Below are 16,454 nucleotides of genomic sequence, written 5' to 3'. Positions count from 1 at the left end.
GCACGCGCCGGACGCGCCGGCGCCCCCGCCGACCTGCCGGAGGGCGTCCCGGCCGACGGTCTCGGCGCCCGCCTGTTCGACCTGGTACGGCAGGCGCAGGCCGAGGGCCTGGACCCGGAGGCGGAGCTGCGGGCGGTGTCCCGCGCCTACCGCGACATGGTCCGCGAGCGGACCTGATCCGACGGATCCGGACGGGCACGGACCGAGCACGGAGCGGGTGCCGGCCAGGTAGGGAGCGAGCGCGGACCAGGTACGGAACGGGCGCGGACCGGGGCGGGGACGCGTCCGGATCCACGGCCCCGGCGGGGCGGTAGCCGTACTGGGAAGTAGGGGTCGATAGGCTTTTGCAGCAAACTGTCCTACGACCTTAGGAGCGCTTCGTGGCTTCCATCGAGGGCGTACACGCCCGCGAGATCCTTGACTCCCGGGGTAACCCGACGGTCGAGGTCGACATCCTGCTGGACGACGGCAGCGAGGGCCGCGCCGCGGTGCCGAGCGGGGCCTCCACCGGCCAGTTCGAGGCCGTCGAGCTGCGCGACGGAGACGAGCGCTACGGCGGCAAGGGCGTGGAGAAGGCCGTCCTCGGGGTGACCGACGAGATCGCCGACGAGATCCTCGGCTTCGACGCGGCCGAGCAGCGCAGCATCGACCAGGTCATGATCGACCTGGACGGCACGCCGAACAAGGCCCGGCTGGGCGCCAACGCCGTGCTGGGCGTCTCCCTGGCGGTGGCCAAGGCCGCGGCCGAGAGCGCGGAGCTGCCGCTCTTCCGCTACCTCGGCGGGCCGAACGCGCACGTGCTCCCGGTGCCGATGATGAACATCCTGAACGGCGGCGCGCACGCCGACACCAACGTGGACATCCAGGAGTTCATGATCGCTCCGATCGGCGCGGAGAGCTTCCGCGAGGCCGTGCGGATGGGCACCGAGGTCTACCACGCGCTCAAGGCCGTGCTGAAGGAGAAGGGCTACGCCACCGGCCTGGGCGACGAGGGCGGCTTCGCGCCGAACCTGCCGTCCAACCGCGACGCGCTCGACCTGATCCTGGTCGCGATCGAGAAGGCCGGCTACACGCCGGGCGAGGACGTCGCGCTCGCCCTCGACGTGGCCGCCTCCGAGTTCCACTCCGAGGGCGTCTACACGATCGACGGCAAGGGCCTGTCCGCCGCCGAGCTGATCGCCTTCTACGAGGACCTGGTCGCCAACTACCCGCTGGTCTCCATCGAGGACCCGCTGGACGAGAGCGACTGGGAGGGCTGGAACGCCATCACCAAGGCGCTCGGCGACAAGGTCCAGCTCGTCGGCGACGACCTGTTCGTGACCAACCCCGAGCGGCTGGCCCGCGGCATCGCCGAGGGCACCGCCAACGCGCTGCTGGTCAAGGTCAACCAGATCGGCACCCTGACCGAGACCATGGACGCCGTGGACCTGGCCCACCGCAGCGGCTACCGCTGCATGATGAGCCACCGCTCCGGTGAGACCGAGGACACCACGATCGCCGACCTCGCCGTGGCCACCAACTGCGGCCAGATCAAGACCGGCGCCCCGGCCCGCTCCGACCGGGTGGCCAAGTACAACCAGCTGCTCCGCATCGAGGAGCTCCTGGACGACGCCGCCCGCTACGCGGGCCGCGCCGCGTTCCCGCGCTTCCAGCGCTAGCTTGGCAGCGTACGGCTCGCGCCCGTCCTCCATCCCGGGCGCGAGCCGTACCGGCACGGCGGAGCAGCAGGGAGGGATCCGCGAGGGGGCTCCGGTGCCTGGACTGAGGAGCGAAGGAGCGCAGCGGATGAGCGACGAGGGAAGGCAGCGGTTACCGGCCCCCGAGCCGCGACGCGTCGGCGTCGCCGTCGGCAAGGCGAAGAGGCCGCAGTTGACGGCGCGGGCCGCGGTGCTCGCGGTCGTGGTGTGCGCGATCGCGATGAGCCTCGCCTACCCCGTGAGGGAGTACATCGCGCTGCGCCGCAACATCGCCCAGCTGGAGCAGGACAAGGCCAGGGAACTGGCGGCGCTCAAGGAGCTGGAGGACCGGCACCGGCAGCTGCAGGACCCCGGCTACAAGAAGCAGATAGCCCGGGAACGGCTGTTCTACTGCGAGCCGGGGAAGAAGTGCTACGTCGTGATGAACGACGAGCCGGCGGGCGGGAAGGGCACCACCGCGCAGAAGAAGGCGGCCGTCCCGCCGTGGTACCAGACGCTCTGGGAGTCGGTCGAGGCCGCGGACACGGGCAAGGGGCGCAGGGCCCCCGCCTCCGGGGACGGGACCGGCGCGGCGCGGCCCGGAGGGTGACCGGCCGCCTCTGACGGGGTCCGCGGGGCGATAGCCTGGACGCCGTTTCCAGGGGGTGTGCTGAATGGTCGACGACCGCGACGTGGCGGCGGTGGAACAGCAGCTCGGCCGGGCGCCGAGAGGACTGCGGGCGGTGGCGCACCGCTGCCCGTGCGGGCTGCCGGACGTGGTGGAGACCGCGCCGCGGCTGCCGGACGGCTCCCCCTTCCCGACGCTGTTCTACCTGACCTGCCCCCGGGCCAACTCCGCCATCGGCACCCTGGAGAGCACGGGGATGATGCGGGAGATGCGGGAGCGCCTGGCCGGGGACCCGGAGCTGGCCGAGGCCTACCGGCTGGCGCACGAGGACTACGTCGCACGCCGGGACAAGGCGGCCGCCGCGGAGGGACTGGAACCGCTGCCCCGGGGCATGCAGAGCAGCGGCGGCATGCCCGACCGGGTCAAGTGCCTGCACGCGCTGGTCGCGCACGAGCTGGCGGCGCCGGGGACCAACCCCTTCGGCCGTGAGGCGCTCGGCGCGCTCGGCGAGTGGTGGGCCGACGGTCCGTGCTGCCAGGTGGAGGGGGCGGACGCGTCCCGCACGACAGACTCCGAGGAGGACGACCAGTGACCCGTGTCGCCGCGATCGACTGCGGTACCAACTCCGTCCGGCTGCTGATCGCGGACATCCACCAGGACTCGCTGCACGAGGTCGAGCGGCGGATGGAGATCGTCCGGCTCGGCCAGGGGGTGGACGAGACGGGGCGGCTGGCCCCGGAGGCGCTGGAGCGGACGTTCGCCGCGATGCGCGGCTACGCCGGGCTGATCGAGGACCACGGGGCCGTCGCGGTCCGCGTGGTGGCCACCAGCGCCACCAGGGACGCGGCCAACCGGCAGGACTTCGCCGACGGCGTGCGGGAGATCTTCGGGGTCGATCCCGAGGTGGTCACGGGCGCGGAGGAGGCGGAGCTGTCGTTCTCCGGGGCGACCGGGGACCTGGTGAGCCTCTCGCCCGAGACCGGCCTGCCCACTCCCGTCGGCACCCGCCCGCCGTACCTCGTGGTGGACATCGGCGGAGGCTCCACGGAGTTCGTGGTCGGCTCGACGCATGTGGAGGCGGCGCTCTCGGTGGACATCGGCTGCGTCCGGCTGGCCGAGCGGCATCTGCGCGGGGCGGGCGACCCGCCCTCGGCCGAGGCCGTCGAGGCCATGACCGCGGACATCGACGAGGCGCTCGACCGGGTCGCGGAGGAGGTGCCGGTGGAGCGGGCGCTGACCATGGTCGGGCTCGCGGGTTCGGTGACCACCGTCGCCGGAATCGCTCTTGAGCTGGACGAATACGACGCGGACAGAATCCACCACTCGCGAATCCCGGCAAATCGGGCAAGCGAAATATCGCACCGTTTGCTTGAAATGTCCCATTCCGAGCGGCTGGCCGTACCGGTCATGCACCCCGGCAGGGCCGACGTCATCGGGGCGGGCGCGCTCATCCTGGATCGGATCCTGCAGCGGTACGGCTTCGCCGAGGTGGTCGTCAGCGAGCGGGACATCCTCGATGGAATCGCCTGGGGCCTCAGCAAAGAGTGACAATATCTGGACAAAACGCGTTTAGTTGGAGTATTGAGTGATCCATCCGTTTTATGGTTAGGTAAAGAAGCTTTAGCGAGGCTTTGCCGTGGGGCCCGGCACAGCTGGTGTCGGGGCGGCAACCGTCTCCGGAGCGCACCCGCTTCCTAACGAAACGGAGCATCCCCTCATGAAGTCCGGTCTAGCGCGCAAGCTGGCCGCCGTCGGAGCCGGCGCGGCCATGCTGGCGACGATGGCGACGGGCCTGCTGGCCACGCCCGCAGCGGCGGCCAGTACGTCCACCGCGGGGAAGGCGACTTCCTCGCACACCAAGCCGGCGGTCTCCGTCGGTACCCCCAAGGTCTCCCTCTCGAACTACAGGGGTGACTGCCCGGTACGGGTCACCTTCTCCTCGAGGATCAAGGTGAAGGCCGTCAAGGGCAACACCACGGTCGCCTACCGGTGGCTGCGTGGCAACGGTTCCAAGAGCTCGGTCAAGACCTTCACCGTGGGCAAGGGCGTCAAGTACGTCACGGTGAAGGAGACCCACAAGATCGGTGGCGACACCAAGGGCTGGCAGGCGCTGCAGGTCCTGGCGCCGCGCAAGGCCACCTCGAAGAAGGCCTACTTCAAGGTCTCCTGCGATGAGGGCCACGGCGACGGCTACAAGCACGAGGTCAACGACCACCGCCTGTACACCAAGGTGTGGGTGAACGAGGCCAACTGCAAGGCCACCCTGGTCGGCCGCATCAGCACCTCCGGCCCGCGCTGGGTGCACTACCGCTGGCTGGTCAACGGCCACGTCGTCGACCGCGGCACCGTCCGCGTGGACGGCTCGCGCAACGTCTACCACGTGATCCGTACGCGGGAGACCCTGCGCGGCGTGGCGACCCTGCAGGTCGGGGACCGCTACCGCGACAGCTCCGACAGCGCCGGGTTCAAGATCTGGTGCAAGGACTGGTCGAAGCCGCACGTTCCGGACCACGGCCACCACACGACGGTCAAGGTCGGGAACCTGACGGCCAAGCAGGCCGAGGCCGGCTGCCCGAGCGCGACCCTGACCGCCTCCGGCAGCATCCGCGCCACCGGTCCGGCCAAGGTCCGCTACGAGTGGCTCGTGAACGGCAGCGTCGTCGGCAGCGGTTACGCGGAGTTCGGCCGCCGCGGCGGTCTCGAGTCGGTCTCGTACAGCGGGTCGTCGAACGGCCTGAAGGGCGGCGTCGTCACGCTGCGGGCCCACGGCGACGCCGGTTCGATCAGCTTCGCGCCGGCCTGCGCCGAGCCGAAGCCCGAGCCGAAGCCGGAGCCCAAGCCCGAGCCCGAGCCCAAGCCCGAGCCCAAGCCGGCCGACACCACCTCCGCTCCGGCGGAGGAGAAGTCCACGACTCCGGCCGGTGCCTGAGTCACGGACCGAAGGCCTCGGCGTGAGCTGAGGAAGATGTGACAGAGGCGGCGCCTGCTCCGTGCGGGCGCCGTTTCCTTTTGCCCGCCGCTTCCCGCCAGCGGCCCGGTCCCGTCGCAGGCCCGGTCCCGGCGCGGCCCGCCGCCGCACCGGACGCTCACCGGACACCCGCCGCCGGCCGCCGTCCCCCGGTGTACGGCTCCGCTCCCGGGCGGAGCCGTACGGTGGCACGATCGGGACATGACCTTCGTTCCTCCGGGGACCGGATGGCCGGGCGACCCGGCCCGGCCGGACACGCCCGTCGCGCACGACCCGGGTGAGGTGGGAGGGCTCGCGTCGGCGAGCCGTACCCTCGCCGAGCTCACGGCCCGCCAGTCGGTCTGCCGCGCCTGCCCGCGCCTGGTGGAGTGGCGCGAGGAGGTCGCGACGGTCAGACGGCGGGCGTTCGCCGCGGAGACCTACTGGGGCAGACCCGTCGCCGGGTGGGGTGAGGAGAGGCCGGAGATCCTGATCGTGGGGCTGGCCCCGGCCGCGCACGGCGGCAACCGGACCGGGCGGATCTTCACCGGGGACCGGAGCGGGGACTGGCTGTTCGCCTCGCTGCACCGGACGGGCCTGGCCGCGCAGGAGACCAGTGTCCGGGCGGGGGACGGACAGCGGCTTCTCGGCGCCCGGATGGCGGCCGCGGTGCGGTGCGCGCCGCCGGACAACAAGCCGGCTCCGCAGGAGCGGACCGCCTGCTTCCCCTGGCTGGCCCGCGAGGTCGAGCTGGTCGCGGAGAGCCTGCGGGTGGTGGTGGCCCTGGGCGGGTTCGCCTGGCAGGCCGTCTGGCCCGCGTTGCGGGAGGCCGGGTACGCCCTGCCGCGACCGCGGCCCGCCTTCGGGCACGGCACCGAGATCGAGCTCTCCCGCGGGGGAACTTCCGTCCATCTTCTCGGCTGCTACCACCCCAGCCAGCAGAACACCTTCACCGGCCGGGTGACGGCCGGGATGCTCGACCAGATCTTCACCAGGGCGAATACCTTGCGAGGTCTGTGAGGTCCATCACAAAACAGAACAATCGTAGAATTTTCCTCTGAAATGAAGAGCGAATAGTCCGCTTTGCATAATTTTGGAGGAAATTCCCAGAGGGTGCCCTGGTGTGATCGGAAAGTCCGACGTATGCTTGTGAAAGCTTTCACAAAGCCTCGGACCGAAGGATGGCACCGAAGTGAACCGCAACTCCAAGCACATCGTGGTCGTCGGTGGCGGCTATGTCGGCCTCTACACCGTGCTGCGGCTGCAGCGCACGCTCCGCAGGGAGCTGCGCGAGGGCAGTGTGCGCATCACCGTCCTGACCCCCGAATCCCACATGACCTACCAGCCCTTCCTCCCCGAGGCGGCGGCCGGCAACCTCTCGCCCCGCCACGTGGTGGTCCCGCTCCGCCGGGTCCTGCCGAAGGCGACGATCCTCAACGGCAAGGCCTCCAAGATCGACCATGAGGCCAAGCGCGTGTACTTCGAGCCGAACGTCGGCACCCCCTACGAGATCGACTACGACATCGTGGTGATGGCCGCCGGCTCGGTCTCCCGCACGCTGCCCATCCCGGGGCTGGCGGACGCCGCGATCGGCTTCAAGACGGTCGGCGAGGCGATCGCCCTGCGCAACCGGGTGCTCGGCCTGCTCGACCGGGCGGAGAGCAACGGCGACGAGGCCCTGCGCCGCCGGGCGCTGACGTTCGTCGTGGTCGGCGGCGGCTTCGCGGGCATCGAGGCCCTGGCCGAGCTGGAGGACATGGCGCTCGACGCGGCTCGCTACTACCACAACGTCCGGCGTGAGGACATGCGCTGGGTCCTGGTCGAGGCGACCGACCGCATCCTGCCCGAGGTCGGCCCCGAGATGGGCATGTGGACCGCCGAGCAGCTGCGTGAGCGCGGCATCGAGGTCAAGATGAACACCCGGCTGGAGTCCTGCGAGGGCGGTCTGGTCAAGCTCTCCGACGGTGACGAGTTCGAGTCGGCCACCATCGTGTGGACCGCCGGCGTGAAGCCGAGCCCGGTCGTGAACGCCGGAGACCTGCCGCTGGACGAGCGGGGCCGGATCAAGACGAGCACCCGGCTGACCGTGGTCGGGGTCGAGGACGCCTTCGCCGCGGGAGACGTGGCGGGGGTGCCCGACGTCACCAACCCGGGCCAGTACTGCGCGCCCAACGCCCAGCACGCGGTCCGCCAGGCCAAGGTGCTCGCCGACAACATCACCCGCCACCTGCACGGGCAGGAGCTGGCCGACTACCGGCACAAGTACGTCGGATCGGTCGCCGGTCTGGGCCTGCACAAGGGCGTCGCCAACGTCTACGGCGTCAAGCTTCGCGGATTGCCCGCATGGTTCATGCACCGCACCTACCATCTGTCGCGGGTGCCGACGCTGAACCGCAAGGTCCGGGTGATGGCGGACTGGACCCTGGCGCTGTTCTTCAAGCGCGAGACCGTCTCGCTGGGGGAGATCGAGGCCCCGCGGGAGGAGTTCCGCGCGGCGGCGACGACCTGAGCCCCGGCGGGGGACCCGGTCGCCGGGTTCCAGGGGGTCGTGCCGGTCATCGTGCCGGCCCCCGCGGGACCCGGTCCTTCCATCGGACGGACCCGGTAATCGTGGGGCGGATGGCGCGAGCGGTTACGCCCGAGTGGTCCGTTACGTATGATTGCGGCGCCCCCGTAGCCCAATGGCAGAGGCATACCCCTTAAAAGGGTCGAGGTGCGGGTTCGAGTCCCGCCGGGGGCACTCACCCGTCCCGGGTGCGGGATCCGCCGGTGGAGCGGCGTCCTTTCGCGGGATGTCGTGAGGTCACGGCGGGAACCGGGAACTCAGAAGGGGATCCGGTCGTTGGAGAAGACGGCGGTAGCCGTACGGCCAATCGCGCACGATGGATATCAGCACGATACGGCTGTGTGACGAACGATCGAATACGCTGATCGTGTAGGTCGCAGCGTGGAGGCAGCGATGGAGAGCAAGAACCCCGTATTCAAGCGGCAACCCCACGGCCAGCAGGCCTGGGGCGGGCCGACCCCGACCCCTGAGCAGCTTCAGGGCATGTACGACAGCCCGTCGTACGCACCGCCCGCGCAGCGGGCCATGACGATCGACGACGTGGTCGTGCGGGGTTTCATCACCCTGGGCACGCTCGTCGTCTCGGCCGCCGCGGCCTGGGCGCTCAACCTCGGCTGGGGCGCGGCGATGGTCGGCGTGCTCGTCGGCCTGGTGCTGGCCCTGGTGATCTCGTTCAAGCAGAGCACCAACCCGGCGCTGATCCTCGGCTACTCGGTCGCCTACGGCGTCGCCGTCGGCGTGATCAGCCACATGATGGAGAGCATCTACCCCGGCATCGTCATCCAGGCCGTGCTCGGCACCGCCCTGGCCTTCGGCGGGATGCTCACCGTCTACTCCCTGCGCATCGTCCGGGTGACGCCGAAGTTCACCAAGTTCGTCGTGGCGGCGGCGCTCGGCCTGATGGCCGCGCTGCTGGTCAACTGGGTCGCGAGCTTCTTCATCCAGGGCGGTCTGGGCCTGCGTGAGGCCGGCCCGATCGGCTACCTCGTCAGCGTCGCGGCGATCCTGATCGGCTGCTTCTTCCTGCTGCTCGACTTCGACCAGGTCGAGCAGGGCGTCCGGATGGGCGCCCCGGCGAAGTACTCCTGGCTGATGGCCTTCGGCCTGACGGTGACCCTGGTCTGGATCTACCTGGAGATCCTCCGTCTGCTGAGCTACTTCAGCAGCAGCGACTGATCAGACGCTCTGATAAGCGGACAAACCCCACCGGATCCTCCCGGTGGGGTTTTTCTATGCGAAAACGGGCACATTGTGAACGAAACGCATCTGGAGATCAACGGAATGTGACAGAAGACCCGCCGCAGGTCTTGCCATCCGTAGTGTCGTGAGGCACTGTCGAGCAAAGGAGCCTTATCCGTGGAGGTGCCCATGCCGCTGAACCACTCACCGGAGACGCACAGCAAGCTGATCGCAAGGGTCCCGGACATCACGGGACGCGCACTCCCCGAGTGGTTTCAAGCCATCGACAACGGTCCGTCGTTCCTTCGCTGCGACGAGCGCGCCAACTGGCTCGCCGCAGAGCACGGACTGACCCACGGCTACGCCGCCGCCATCGTGCACGAGCACGAGCGGCACCGCCGTCACCACTTCTGACTCGCCGTCTCGCCAGGACTCCGCCGCCACCGGTGGCGGAGTCCTGGCCTGCGCGGGGATGATGAGCCCATGGATCTCGACCGGCCATGGAGCGGAACCGGCGGGTGATCGTGAGGATCGACCTCACCCGCGCCGGTCCCGACGTCCACGGCTGACGGCTCCAGGGGGCGGGAGCTAGCTGAGGCGCTCCAGGACCATGGCCATGCCCTGGCCGCCGCCCACGCACATGGTCTCCAGACCGATGGACTTGTCGTGGAACCGGAGGCTGTTGATCAGCGTGGAGGTGATCCGGGCGCCGGTCATGCCGAACGGGTGGCCCACCGCGATGGCGCCCCCGTTGACGTTGAGCCGGTCGAGGTCGATGCCCAGTTCCTTGTAGGACGGGATGACCTGGGCGGCGAAGGCCTCGTTGATCTCGACCAGGTCCACGTCGTCGATGGACATGCCCGCCCGGGCCAGGGCCTGCCGGCTGGCCTCGACCGGCCCCAGGCCCATGATCTCGGGGGACAGGCCGCTGACGCCGGTGGAGACGACGCGGGCGAGCGGCGTGATGCCCAGCTCCGCGGCCTTGGTGTCGCTCATCACGATCACGGCGGCGGCGCCGTCGTTCAGCGGGCAGCAGTTGCCCGCCGTGACGGTGCCGTCGGGGCGGAACACCGGCTTGAGCTGGGAGACGGCCTCGTAGGCGGTGCCGGCGCGGGGACCGTCGTCCTTGCTGACCACGGTGCCGTCCGGCAGGGTGACCGGGGTGATGTCCTGCTCCCAGAAGCCGTTGGCGATGGCCTTCTCGGCGAGGTTCTGGGACCGGACGCCGAACTCGTCCTGCTCCTGGCGGGAGACGCCCTTGAGGCCGGCCACGTTCTCCGCGGTCTGGCCCATCGCGATGTAGATGTCGGGCAGCGCGCCGTCCTCGCGGGGGTCGCGCCAGACCGGGGCGCCGCCCTCGGCGGCCTGCTTCCCCCGGGCCTGGGCGTCGAGGAAGAGCGGGTTCTGCGTGTCGGACACGCCGTCGGCGCTGCCCTTGACGAGACGGGAGACGCACTCCACGCCCGCCGAGACGAAGATGTCGCCCTCGCCCGCCTTGATGGCGTGCATGGCCATCCGGGTGGTCTGCAGCGAGGACGAGCAGTAGCGGTTGACCGTGGTGCCGGGTACGCCGTCCAGGCCGAGCAGGGTGGAGACCACCTTGGCCATGTTGAAGCCCTGCTCGCCGCCCGGCTGGCCGCAGCCCAGCATCAGGTCGTCGATGGTGTTCGGGTCGAGCTGGGGGACCTTGGCCAGTGCGGCCTTGATCATTTGCGCCGTCAGGTCGTCAGGACGGATGTCCTTGAGCGATCCCTTGAAGGCGCGTCCGATGGGCGAGCGCGCGGTCGCGACGATGACTGCCTCGGGCATTTGCTCTCCTGGGTGTTCGTTAATCGCTCCTCTGCGGAGGTTACCGCGCGGTAGTCCGGAAGCCACGACCCGGGGTGGGAAGAAACAGAACTTTGTTACGGAATGCCAAAGGGTCCCGCTGTTCGGCGGGACCCGGGCACAGTCATGAGCGGGCGAGCGGGTGGACGGGGGCCGACCATACATCCCGGGGCGGTGGAAGGTCCGGGTGCTAGCCGTACATCCCGGGGGCGGTGGCGGTGGCGTCCTGGACGCCGTGCAGGCCGCCCTTCTCGTCGCGCCAGATCCGCCAGCCGTTCTGGCTGCCGGTGAACCAGCCGGGCGGGGCGCCCGCGTCGGCCACCCGCTTCCCGGTGGCCAGGTCGAACTCGCACAGTGAGGCCACCGAGTAGAACCCGGGGGCCTGTCCCTTGAGCGCGAGGGGTTTGGGGTCGGTGACGCAGAAGGACCAGCCGCGCTCCTCCTCGACCTCGGCCGGCCTGCCGGTGGCGAGGTCGAAGGCGGTCCCGCGCTTGCCGTGCTTGAGGAAACCGATCCGGTCCATCCGCGCCGGGAAGGCCAGCCACCAGCCCGACCCCGGGACGTCGGTCGCCGGGATCTGGCCGAGGACCCGGCCGCTCTCGGGATCGAGCCGGGCGAACCCGCCGTACTGGCCCTGCTGGTCGACCGGGCGGACGACCGGCGCGAACCCCGGGCTGCCGCTGGGGTAGACGCGTACGACCGAGGGGCGGATCCAGTTGACCGAGCCGTCGGAGAGCTTCACGGAGAAGAGCCCGAAGGTGGAGACCTTCTTCGTCCTGGGGTCGGTGTAGGGGGCGACGTAGCCGACGAGGTTCTCGGCCGTCGAGCCGAACGACCACCCGCCCGACATGTTGACGCCGGAGCCGAGCGCCTGCTCGACGGGCTGCTGCCAGACGACCTTCCCGGTCCGCAGGTCGTAGGCCTCGAGCAGGGGGTTGCGGGCCAGCCGCAGGAAGACCACGCGCGAGGCGTTGGACCACTGCACCTCCGCGATGCCGGGAAGCCTCCACCGCGGCCTCCCGGTGGCCGGGTCGAGCACGACGACCCGGGCCGTGGACAGCGCGGTGTTCTCCGACAGGCACACGAACATCCCGCACTTCTGCGGCCCGAAGGTCGAGTGGACCGGCCGGGTCCACCGTGCGGTCCCGGTCTTCGCGTCGCGGCCGACCAGCGCGGCGGTCCGCCGCCGCTTCGTGGACGGGTCGACGGTGACGACGACGGTCTGGTCCCGGCCCGTCTCGATGATCGCCGGAGCGGGGATCCCCATCCCGGGCAACCGGCCCGCCATGGTCGCGGGGGCGGACCACAGCCGCTTGCCGGAGTCGAGGTCGAGGGCGACCGTCTCCAGCGTGCCGTCGGGTTTGAGCGACGTCGCCGCGGCGACGCCGCCGGCGGTGGCGGTGCGGCTGACGGCGTTCACCTCGGTGTTGTGCCAGCGTGGATAGTCGGGGGTGGCCGCTTCGCTGCCGGAGCAGCCGGCCAGGGCCAGGGCTCCGGCGAGCACCATCGCTGGTTTCGCATGAGGCCGGATCACAGCATCCACTCCAAAGGGGCGAGGCGTCACGACATCGCCGCGGAGGGTGACCGGGCTCAGGCGTCGTGAGGCAGCGGCTCGGACCTCCGGCGGAGCAGGGTCACCCATCGTCCGTGGGGACCCGTGGCTCGACCGGCGACCCGGGTCGCGGACACCTCGGCGCCGGGCTCCTCCGCGGCCTTAGCCGCCGCAAGGTAAACCGACTGACCGCGCACGGGCTGCGGCTCGGGCCACAGCTCCAACGCAGTGCAAACAGACGGTAGCACCGCGTAAGCGACTTGCGTGTAGCCTCGGCGAGATGGGTGGTAACGGTCGGGTCCGAACATCTCGTGGGGGTTTGTCTCGAATTCTTCCCCCAGGAGGTCGGCGAAGGCCACCGTCCGCCCGCCCGCCTCGATGACCGCGACGGTCTGCGCCGCGGCGAGCTGCCGGCTCCAGCGCCTGGTCACCCAGCGCAGCGGCTGCGGGAGCGGGCGGACCGTGCCCAGATCCGGGCAGGTGCCCACGACCACCTCCGACCCGGCCTCGCGCAGCCGCCGCACCGCCTTCTGCAGATGCCGTACGGCCTGCGCGGGGAAGGTCTGCGTGGTGACGTCGTTGGCCCCGATGAAGATGACCGCGACCTCCGGACGGGCCTCCAGCGCCCGGTCCACCTGCTCGCCGAGGTCGGCGGAGGCGGCCCCCGACACGCCGGCCACGGTGAGCCGCACCGGCCGTTCGGCGACGGCGGCCACGCCGCACGCGATGAGCACGCCGGGGGTGTCGGCGGGATCGGTCATGCCCAGGCCGACCGAGGTGGAGTCGCCGAGCATGGCCATCCGGATCGGCTCGCCGCCGAACTCGCCGTAGACCCCGTCCGAGGGAGGCCCCTCCATGCCGTGGGGGCGCCCGACGATCCGCCGGGCCAGCACGCCCTCGGCGAACAGGATTCCGTAGGTGGCCGCACCGAGCAAGGTCAGACCGCCTCCTCCCACGGCCGCCGCGGCCGCGATGCGCCGCGCGGCTCGAGCCGCTCCGGGTGTCCAGCTCACGTGTCCGCGCCCTCCTCCGCCGTGGTGCCCTTCTGGTGACCGGTGTCTTCGTCGTACCCGTGGCGACACTGTGCGTCGCGGCGCGGCGGTAGCGTTTGAGGTGAAACTAGCCGAGTCCCGGTCACCCCCTGGGATCTTGGCATCCGACAGAGCAAGCTGACAAAGCTTCGGTATTTCGAGGTGATCAACGCGATGCGCGTACATGACTCGCTGGTGGAGCTGATGGGCGACACCCCGCTCGTCAGGCTGCACAAGGTGACCGCGGGCCTGCCGGCCCAGGTGCTCGCCAAGGTCGAGTACTTCAACCCCGGCGGCTCGGTGAAGGACCGCATCGCGGTGCGCATGATCGACGCCGCGGAGAAGTCGGGCGCGCTCCGCCCGGGCGGCGTGATCGTGGAGCCCACCTCGGGCAACACCGGAGTCGGTCTGGCCATCGTGGCCCAGCAGCGCGGCTACAAGTGCCTGTTCGTGGTGCCGGACAAGGTCGCCCAGGACAAGATCGCCGTGCTCCGGGCCTACGGGGCCGAGGTCGTCGTCTGCCCGACCGCCGTCTCGCCCGACCACCCCGACTCCTACTACTCGGTCTCCGACCGGCTGGCCAGGGAGGTCCCCAACGCCTGGAAGCCCGACCAGTACTCCAACCCGCAGAACCCCGAGAGCCACTACCACACCACCGGCCCGGAGATCTGGGAGCAGACCGAGGGGCGGATCACCCACTTCGTGGCGGGCGTCGGCACGGGCGGCACGATCAGCGGCACCGGCCGCTACCTCAAGGAGGTCTCCGGCGGCCGGGTGAAGATCATCGGAGCCGACCCCGAGGGTTCGGTCTACTCCGGCGGGACCGGTCGGCCGTACCTCGTGGAGGGCGTCGGCGAGGACATCTGGCCGGCCACCTACGACACCACGATCTGCGATGAGATCATCGCGGTCTCCGACAAGGACTCCTTCGGTATGACCCGCCGCCTGGCCCGCGAGGAGGCCCTGCTGGTGGGCGGTTCCTGCGGCATGGCCACGGTGGCGGCGCTGCGCGTGGCGCAGCAGGCCGGGCCGGACGACGTGGTCGTGGTGCTGCTGCCCGACGGCGGCCGCGGCTACCTGTCCAAGATCTTCAATGACGACTGGATGGCCGACTACGGCTTCCTGACCACCTCCTCCGAGGAGGGCCTCGTGCGGGACGTGCTGGTCCGCAAGGGCACCGGCCTGCCGGAGTTCGTGCACACGCACCCGCACGAGTCGGTGGACACCGCCATCGCCATCATGCGGGAGTACGGCGTCTCGCAGCTCCCGGTGATGAAGGAGGAGCCGCCGGTCATGGCCGCCGAGGTGGTCGGTTCGATCGTGGAGCGCGACCTGCTCGACGCGCTCTACCGGGGACGGCTCCGCCCGGACGAGCCGCTGGCCGGGCACATGTCCCCGCCGCTCCCCATGATCGGCGCCGGCGAGCCCGTCTCGCACGCGGTCGAGGCGCTGGAGAAGGCCGACGCCGCCGTGGTCCTCGACGACGGCAAGCCCGTCGGCCTGCTCACCCGCCAGGACCTGCTGGCCTTCCTGGTCACCCACTGAGCACCTGCTAAACGGGAAACTCGGCGAACACCTCCCAGGCGCCCTCGGGGGTGGGACCCGCGTAGAGACGGCCGCCGAGCGCCTCGACGCGCTCGGCCATGCCGACCAGGCCGAAGCCGCCGCCGAGGCGGGAGACCCTGATGTCGGAGACCGAGGCGTAGTTGCGCACGCGCAGCCGTACGCACCGGTCGGCCAGCTGCAGGTCGGCCTCGACCCAGCCGGTGCCGGGAGCGTGGCGGCGGACGTTCGTGAGGGACTCCTGCAGCACGCGGTGGAGGGTGGTCAGCACCTCCGGCGGCAGGGTGTCGTCGGTGATGTCCTGGCCGACCTCGAAGGCGACCCTGGGCCCTCCGTGGGCCGAGAACCGCTCCACGAGCACGCGCATGTCCGCCAGGCGCGTGCCGGGGGTGCGCGCGGCCTCGTCCGCCCGCAGGACGCCGACCAGGCGGCGCATCGAGGTCAGCGCGTCGGCCCGGCGTTCGCGATCGCGTCGAGCGCGGGGGCCACCGCCTCCGGCTTCGCCTCGGCGACGACCTTGGCCGCCTGCGCCTGGACCACGATCCCGGTGATGTGGTGGGCGACCAGGTCGTGCAGCTCGCGGGCGAGCTCCAGGCGTTCGGCCCGCCGTACCGAGTGCACGGCCTCGCGGCGGCGCTCCATCTGGAAGCGGAGGTAGGCGCCGACGCCGGCGGCCATGGACCAGGCGAAGAAGAGGAGGAAGCCCAGGGCCAGGGAGGGTTCGGACTCGCCGATCCGGCCGGCGGAGGACTCCAGCATGAGCATCGCCACCACGGCGAAGATCGCCGCGTTCTTGACCGGCTCGATCCAGCGCAGCCCGCCGATGGTGAGGACGAGCAGCGCCCCGGTCTCGGCGAGACCGGGGCCGGCGTGGCCGCCCTGGATCATCGCGGCGGCGACGGTGGCGGCGAACGACAGTCCCAGCAGGATCGCGTAGGGCCGGACGCGGCTCCGGCGGCGGCGCCACACCGCGTAGATCCCGTAGGCGCCGCAGCCGAAGGAGAGCAGATGCCCGGGGCTGTTCCCCGCCACCGCTATCCCGAGGTCCAGCAGGAGCAGCAGCCCGAGCCAGCAGAGCAGGGCGATCTCGCTGAGCCGCCGGATCCAGTAGACAACGCGATGCGATTCCCCCACGGGCGATGAGCCTAATCCGGATGGTTGATGCGACATATCGGCCGTTCGGCCGAACGCCACCCCGGAGGACCGGTCCTTCAGCGGAGGCGGGACCCCCGGTCACCGGCGGATGCTTGAAGCGTCGAAGGGGAGAGGGAAATGACCGTCATCGGGATCGTGTTGCTGGCCGTCGGATTCGTCGTCGCGTTGTGCCTGGCGCTCGCCGATCCGGTCCTGCTCTCGCGCATCAACGGGGAGCCCGCCGAGGGGGCGAGCGGCCGGCACATCCAGGCGCCGCCGGTCACCGCCGTCGCCGGAACCGCGGCCGGAACCGCGGCCGGAACCGCGGCCGGAACCGCGGCCGGGGCCACC

General features: G+C 70.8%; 16 protein-coding genes and 1 tRNA gene. 12 read left to right on the top strand and 5 right to left on the bottom strand.

Annotated elements, in window-relative coordinates; genetic code table 11:
• The first annotated feature begins 380 nt into the window (after nt 1-380).
• The 10 genes from eno (at nt 381) to ACWJ6R_RS13705 (ending at nt 9,410) form a co-directional block, all read left to right on the top strand.
• Nucleotides 381-1,658 carry a phosphopyruvate hydratase gene (eno, locus tag ACWJ6R_RS13750; protein WP_449062592.1) on the top strand — a complete coding sequence of 426 codons (1,278 nt, stop codon included), beginning with the start codon at nt 381-383 and terminating at the stop codon, nt 1,656-1,658.
• 127 nt (nt 1,659-1,785) lie between these two features.
• The gene (locus tag ACWJ6R_RS13745; RefSeq protein WP_449062591.1) at nt 1,786-2,286 is read left to right on the top strand and encodes an FtsB family cell division protein; all 501 of its coding nucleotides are present in this window, start codon (nt 1,786-1,788) and stop codon (nt 2,284-2,286) included.
• 64 nt (nt 2,287-2,350) lie between these two features.
• Nucleotides 2,351-2,896: a DUF501 domain-containing protein gene (locus ACWJ6R_RS13740; RefSeq protein ID WP_449062590.1), complete on the top strand. Its 546-nt coding sequence runs from the start codon at nt 2,351-2,353 to the stop codon at nt 2,894-2,896.
• On the top strand, nt 2,893-3,852 hold the full coding sequence (locus ACWJ6R_RS13735; protein WP_449062589.1) for a Ppx/GppA phosphatase family protein: 960 nt from the start codon (nt 2,893-2,895) through the stop codon (nt 3,850-3,852). Before ACWJ6R_RS13740 ends, ACWJ6R_RS13735 begins: the two co-directional genes overlap by 4 nt.
• A gap of 169 nt (nt 3,853-4,021) precedes the next feature.
• Nucleotides 4,022-5,233 carry a hypothetical protein gene (locus ACWJ6R_RS13730; RefSeq protein ID WP_449062588.1) on the top strand — a complete coding sequence of 404 codons (1,212 nt, stop codon included), beginning with the start codon at nt 4,022-4,024 and terminating at the stop codon, nt 5,231-5,233.
• A gap of 240 nt (nt 5,234-5,473) precedes the next feature.
• Nucleotides 5,474-6,271 (top strand): uracil-DNA glycosylase, encoded by a 798-nt coding sequence (locus ACWJ6R_RS13725; protein WP_449062587.1) that lies wholly within the window; start codon nt 5,474-5,476, stop codon nt 6,269-6,271.
• A gap of 172 nt (nt 6,272-6,443) precedes the next feature.
• A complete protein-coding gene (locus tag ACWJ6R_RS13720; protein ID WP_449062586.1) occupies nt 6,444-7,760 on the top strand; it encodes an NAD(P)/FAD-dependent oxidoreductase in 1,317 nt (438 codons plus the stop codon).
• Nucleotides 7,761-7,918: 158 nt separating this feature from the next.
• Nucleotides 7,919-7,991 (top strand) — tRNA-Leu (locus ACWJ6R_RS13715).
• A 219-nt stretch (nt 7,992-8,210) separates the two neighbouring features.
• Nucleotides 8,211-8,993, top strand: a complete 783-nt coding sequence (locus ACWJ6R_RS13710; RefSeq protein ID WP_449062585.1) for a Bax inhibitor-1/YccA family protein — start codon at nt 8,211-8,213, stop codon at nt 8,991-8,993.
• A gap of 192 nt (nt 8,994-9,185) precedes the next feature.
• Nucleotides 9,186-9,410: a DUF4287 domain-containing protein gene (locus tag ACWJ6R_RS13705; protein ID WP_068901464.1), complete on the top strand. Its 225-nt coding sequence runs from the start codon at nt 9,186-9,188 to the stop codon at nt 9,408-9,410.
• A gap of 174 nt (nt 9,411-9,584) precedes the next feature.
• Here ACWJ6R_RS13705 and ACWJ6R_RS13700 read toward each other — a convergent pair whose 3' ends face one another.
• The 3 genes from ACWJ6R_RS13700 to ACWJ6R_RS13690 all read right to left on the bottom strand — a co-directional run bounded on the left by ACWJ6R_RS13700 (nt 9,585) and on the right by ACWJ6R_RS13690 (nt 13,388).
• The gene (locus tag ACWJ6R_RS13700) at nt 9,585-10,805 is read right to left on the bottom strand and encodes an acetyl-CoA C-acetyltransferase (protein ID WP_449062584.1); all 1,221 of its coding nucleotides are present in this window, start codon (nt 10,803-10,805) and stop codon (nt 9,585-9,587) included.
• Between the two features lie 208 nt (nt 10,806-11,013).
• On the bottom strand, nt 11,014-12,330 hold the full coding sequence (locus tag ACWJ6R_RS13695; RefSeq protein WP_449062583.1) for an outer membrane protein assembly factor BamB family protein: 1,317 nt from the start codon (nt 12,328-12,330) through the stop codon (nt 11,014-11,016).
• Nucleotides 12,331-12,413: 83 nt separating this feature from the next.
• The gene (locus ACWJ6R_RS13690) at nt 12,414-13,388 is read right to left on the bottom strand and encodes an SGNH/GDSL hydrolase family protein (protein WP_449062582.1); all 975 of its coding nucleotides are present in this window, start codon (nt 13,386-13,388) and stop codon (nt 12,414-12,416) included.
• 192 nt (nt 13,389-13,580) lie between these two features.
• Here ACWJ6R_RS13690 and ACWJ6R_RS13685 point away from each other — a divergent pair, with 192 nt between their 5' ends.
• Nucleotides 13,581-14,951, top strand: coding sequence for a cystathionine beta-synthase (locus ACWJ6R_RS13685; RefSeq protein ID WP_449062581.1), 1,371 nt, complete (start codon nt 13,581-13,583; stop codon nt 14,949-14,951).
• Nucleotides 14,952-14,958: 7 nt separating this feature from the next.
• On the opposite strand, the gene ACWJ6R_RS13680 is transcribed toward ACWJ6R_RS13685, so the two are convergent.
• Both ACWJ6R_RS13680 and ACWJ6R_RS13675 read right to left on the bottom strand, forming a co-directional pair.
• A complete protein-coding gene (locus ACWJ6R_RS13680; RefSeq protein WP_449062580.1) occupies nt 14,959-15,405 on the bottom strand; it encodes a sensor histidine kinase in 447 nt (148 codons plus the stop codon).
• A gap of 5 nt (nt 15,406-15,410) precedes the next feature.
• Nucleotides 15,411-16,103 (bottom strand): histidine kinase, encoded by a 693-nt coding sequence (locus tag ACWJ6R_RS13675; RefSeq protein WP_449062579.1) that lies wholly within the window; start codon nt 16,101-16,103, stop codon nt 15,411-15,413.
• Nucleotides 16,104-16,241: 138 nt separating this feature from the next.
• On the opposite strand from ACWJ6R_RS13675, the gene ACWJ6R_RS13670 reads away from it, so the two are divergent.
• The coding region (locus ACWJ6R_RS13670) for a hypothetical protein (RefSeq protein ID WP_449062578.1) at nt 16,242-16,454 on the top strand (213 nt) is incomplete at its 3' end.

It is taken from the genome of Planomonospora algeriensis, assembly GCF_977012225.1.
This window is presented reverse-complemented; position numbering and strand designations above follow the sequence as displayed.

Excerpts from the sequence above, each read along its gene's own strand:
- ACWJ6R_RS13745 (WP_449062591.1), top strand. The coding sequence starts at position 1,786 with ATGAGCGACGAGGGAAGGCAGCGGTTACCGGCCCCCGAGCCGCGACGC.
- ACWJ6R_RS13740 (WP_449062590.1), top strand. The coding sequence starts at position 2,351 with ATGGTCGACGACCGCGACGTGGCGGCGGTGGAACAGCAGCTCGGCCGG.
- ACWJ6R_RS13730 (WP_449062588.1), top strand. The coding sequence starts at position 4,022 with ATGAAGTCCGGTCTAGCGCGCAAGCTGGCCGCCGTCGGAGCCGGCGCG.
- ACWJ6R_RS13725 (WP_449062587.1), top strand. The coding sequence starts at position 5,474 with ATGACCTTCGTTCCTCCGGGGACCGGATGGCCGGGCGACCCGGCCCGG.
- ACWJ6R_RS13710 (WP_449062585.1), top strand. The coding sequence starts at position 8,211 with ATGGAGAGCAAGAACCCCGTATTCAAGCGGCAACCCCACGGCCAGCAG.
- ACWJ6R_RS13705 (WP_068901464.1), top strand. The coding sequence starts at position 9,186 with ATGCCGCTGAACCACTCACCGGAGACGCACAGCAAGCTGATCGCAAGG.
- ACWJ6R_RS13700 (WP_449062584.1), bottom strand. The coding sequence starts at position 10,805 with ATGCCCGAGGCAGTCATCGTCGCGACCGCGCGCTCGCCCATCGGACGC.
- ACWJ6R_RS13695 (WP_449062583.1), bottom strand. The coding sequence starts at position 12,330 with ATGGTGCTCGCCGGAGCCCTGGCCCTGGCCGGCTGCTCCGGCAGCGAA.
- ACWJ6R_RS13685 (WP_449062581.1), top strand. The coding sequence starts at position 13,581 with ATGCGCGTACATGACTCGCTGGTGGAGCTGATGGGCGACACCCCGCTC.
- ACWJ6R_RS13680 (WP_449062580.1), bottom strand. The coding sequence starts at position 15,405 with ATGCGCCGCCTGGTCGGCGTCCTGCGGGCGGACGAGGCCGCGCGCACC.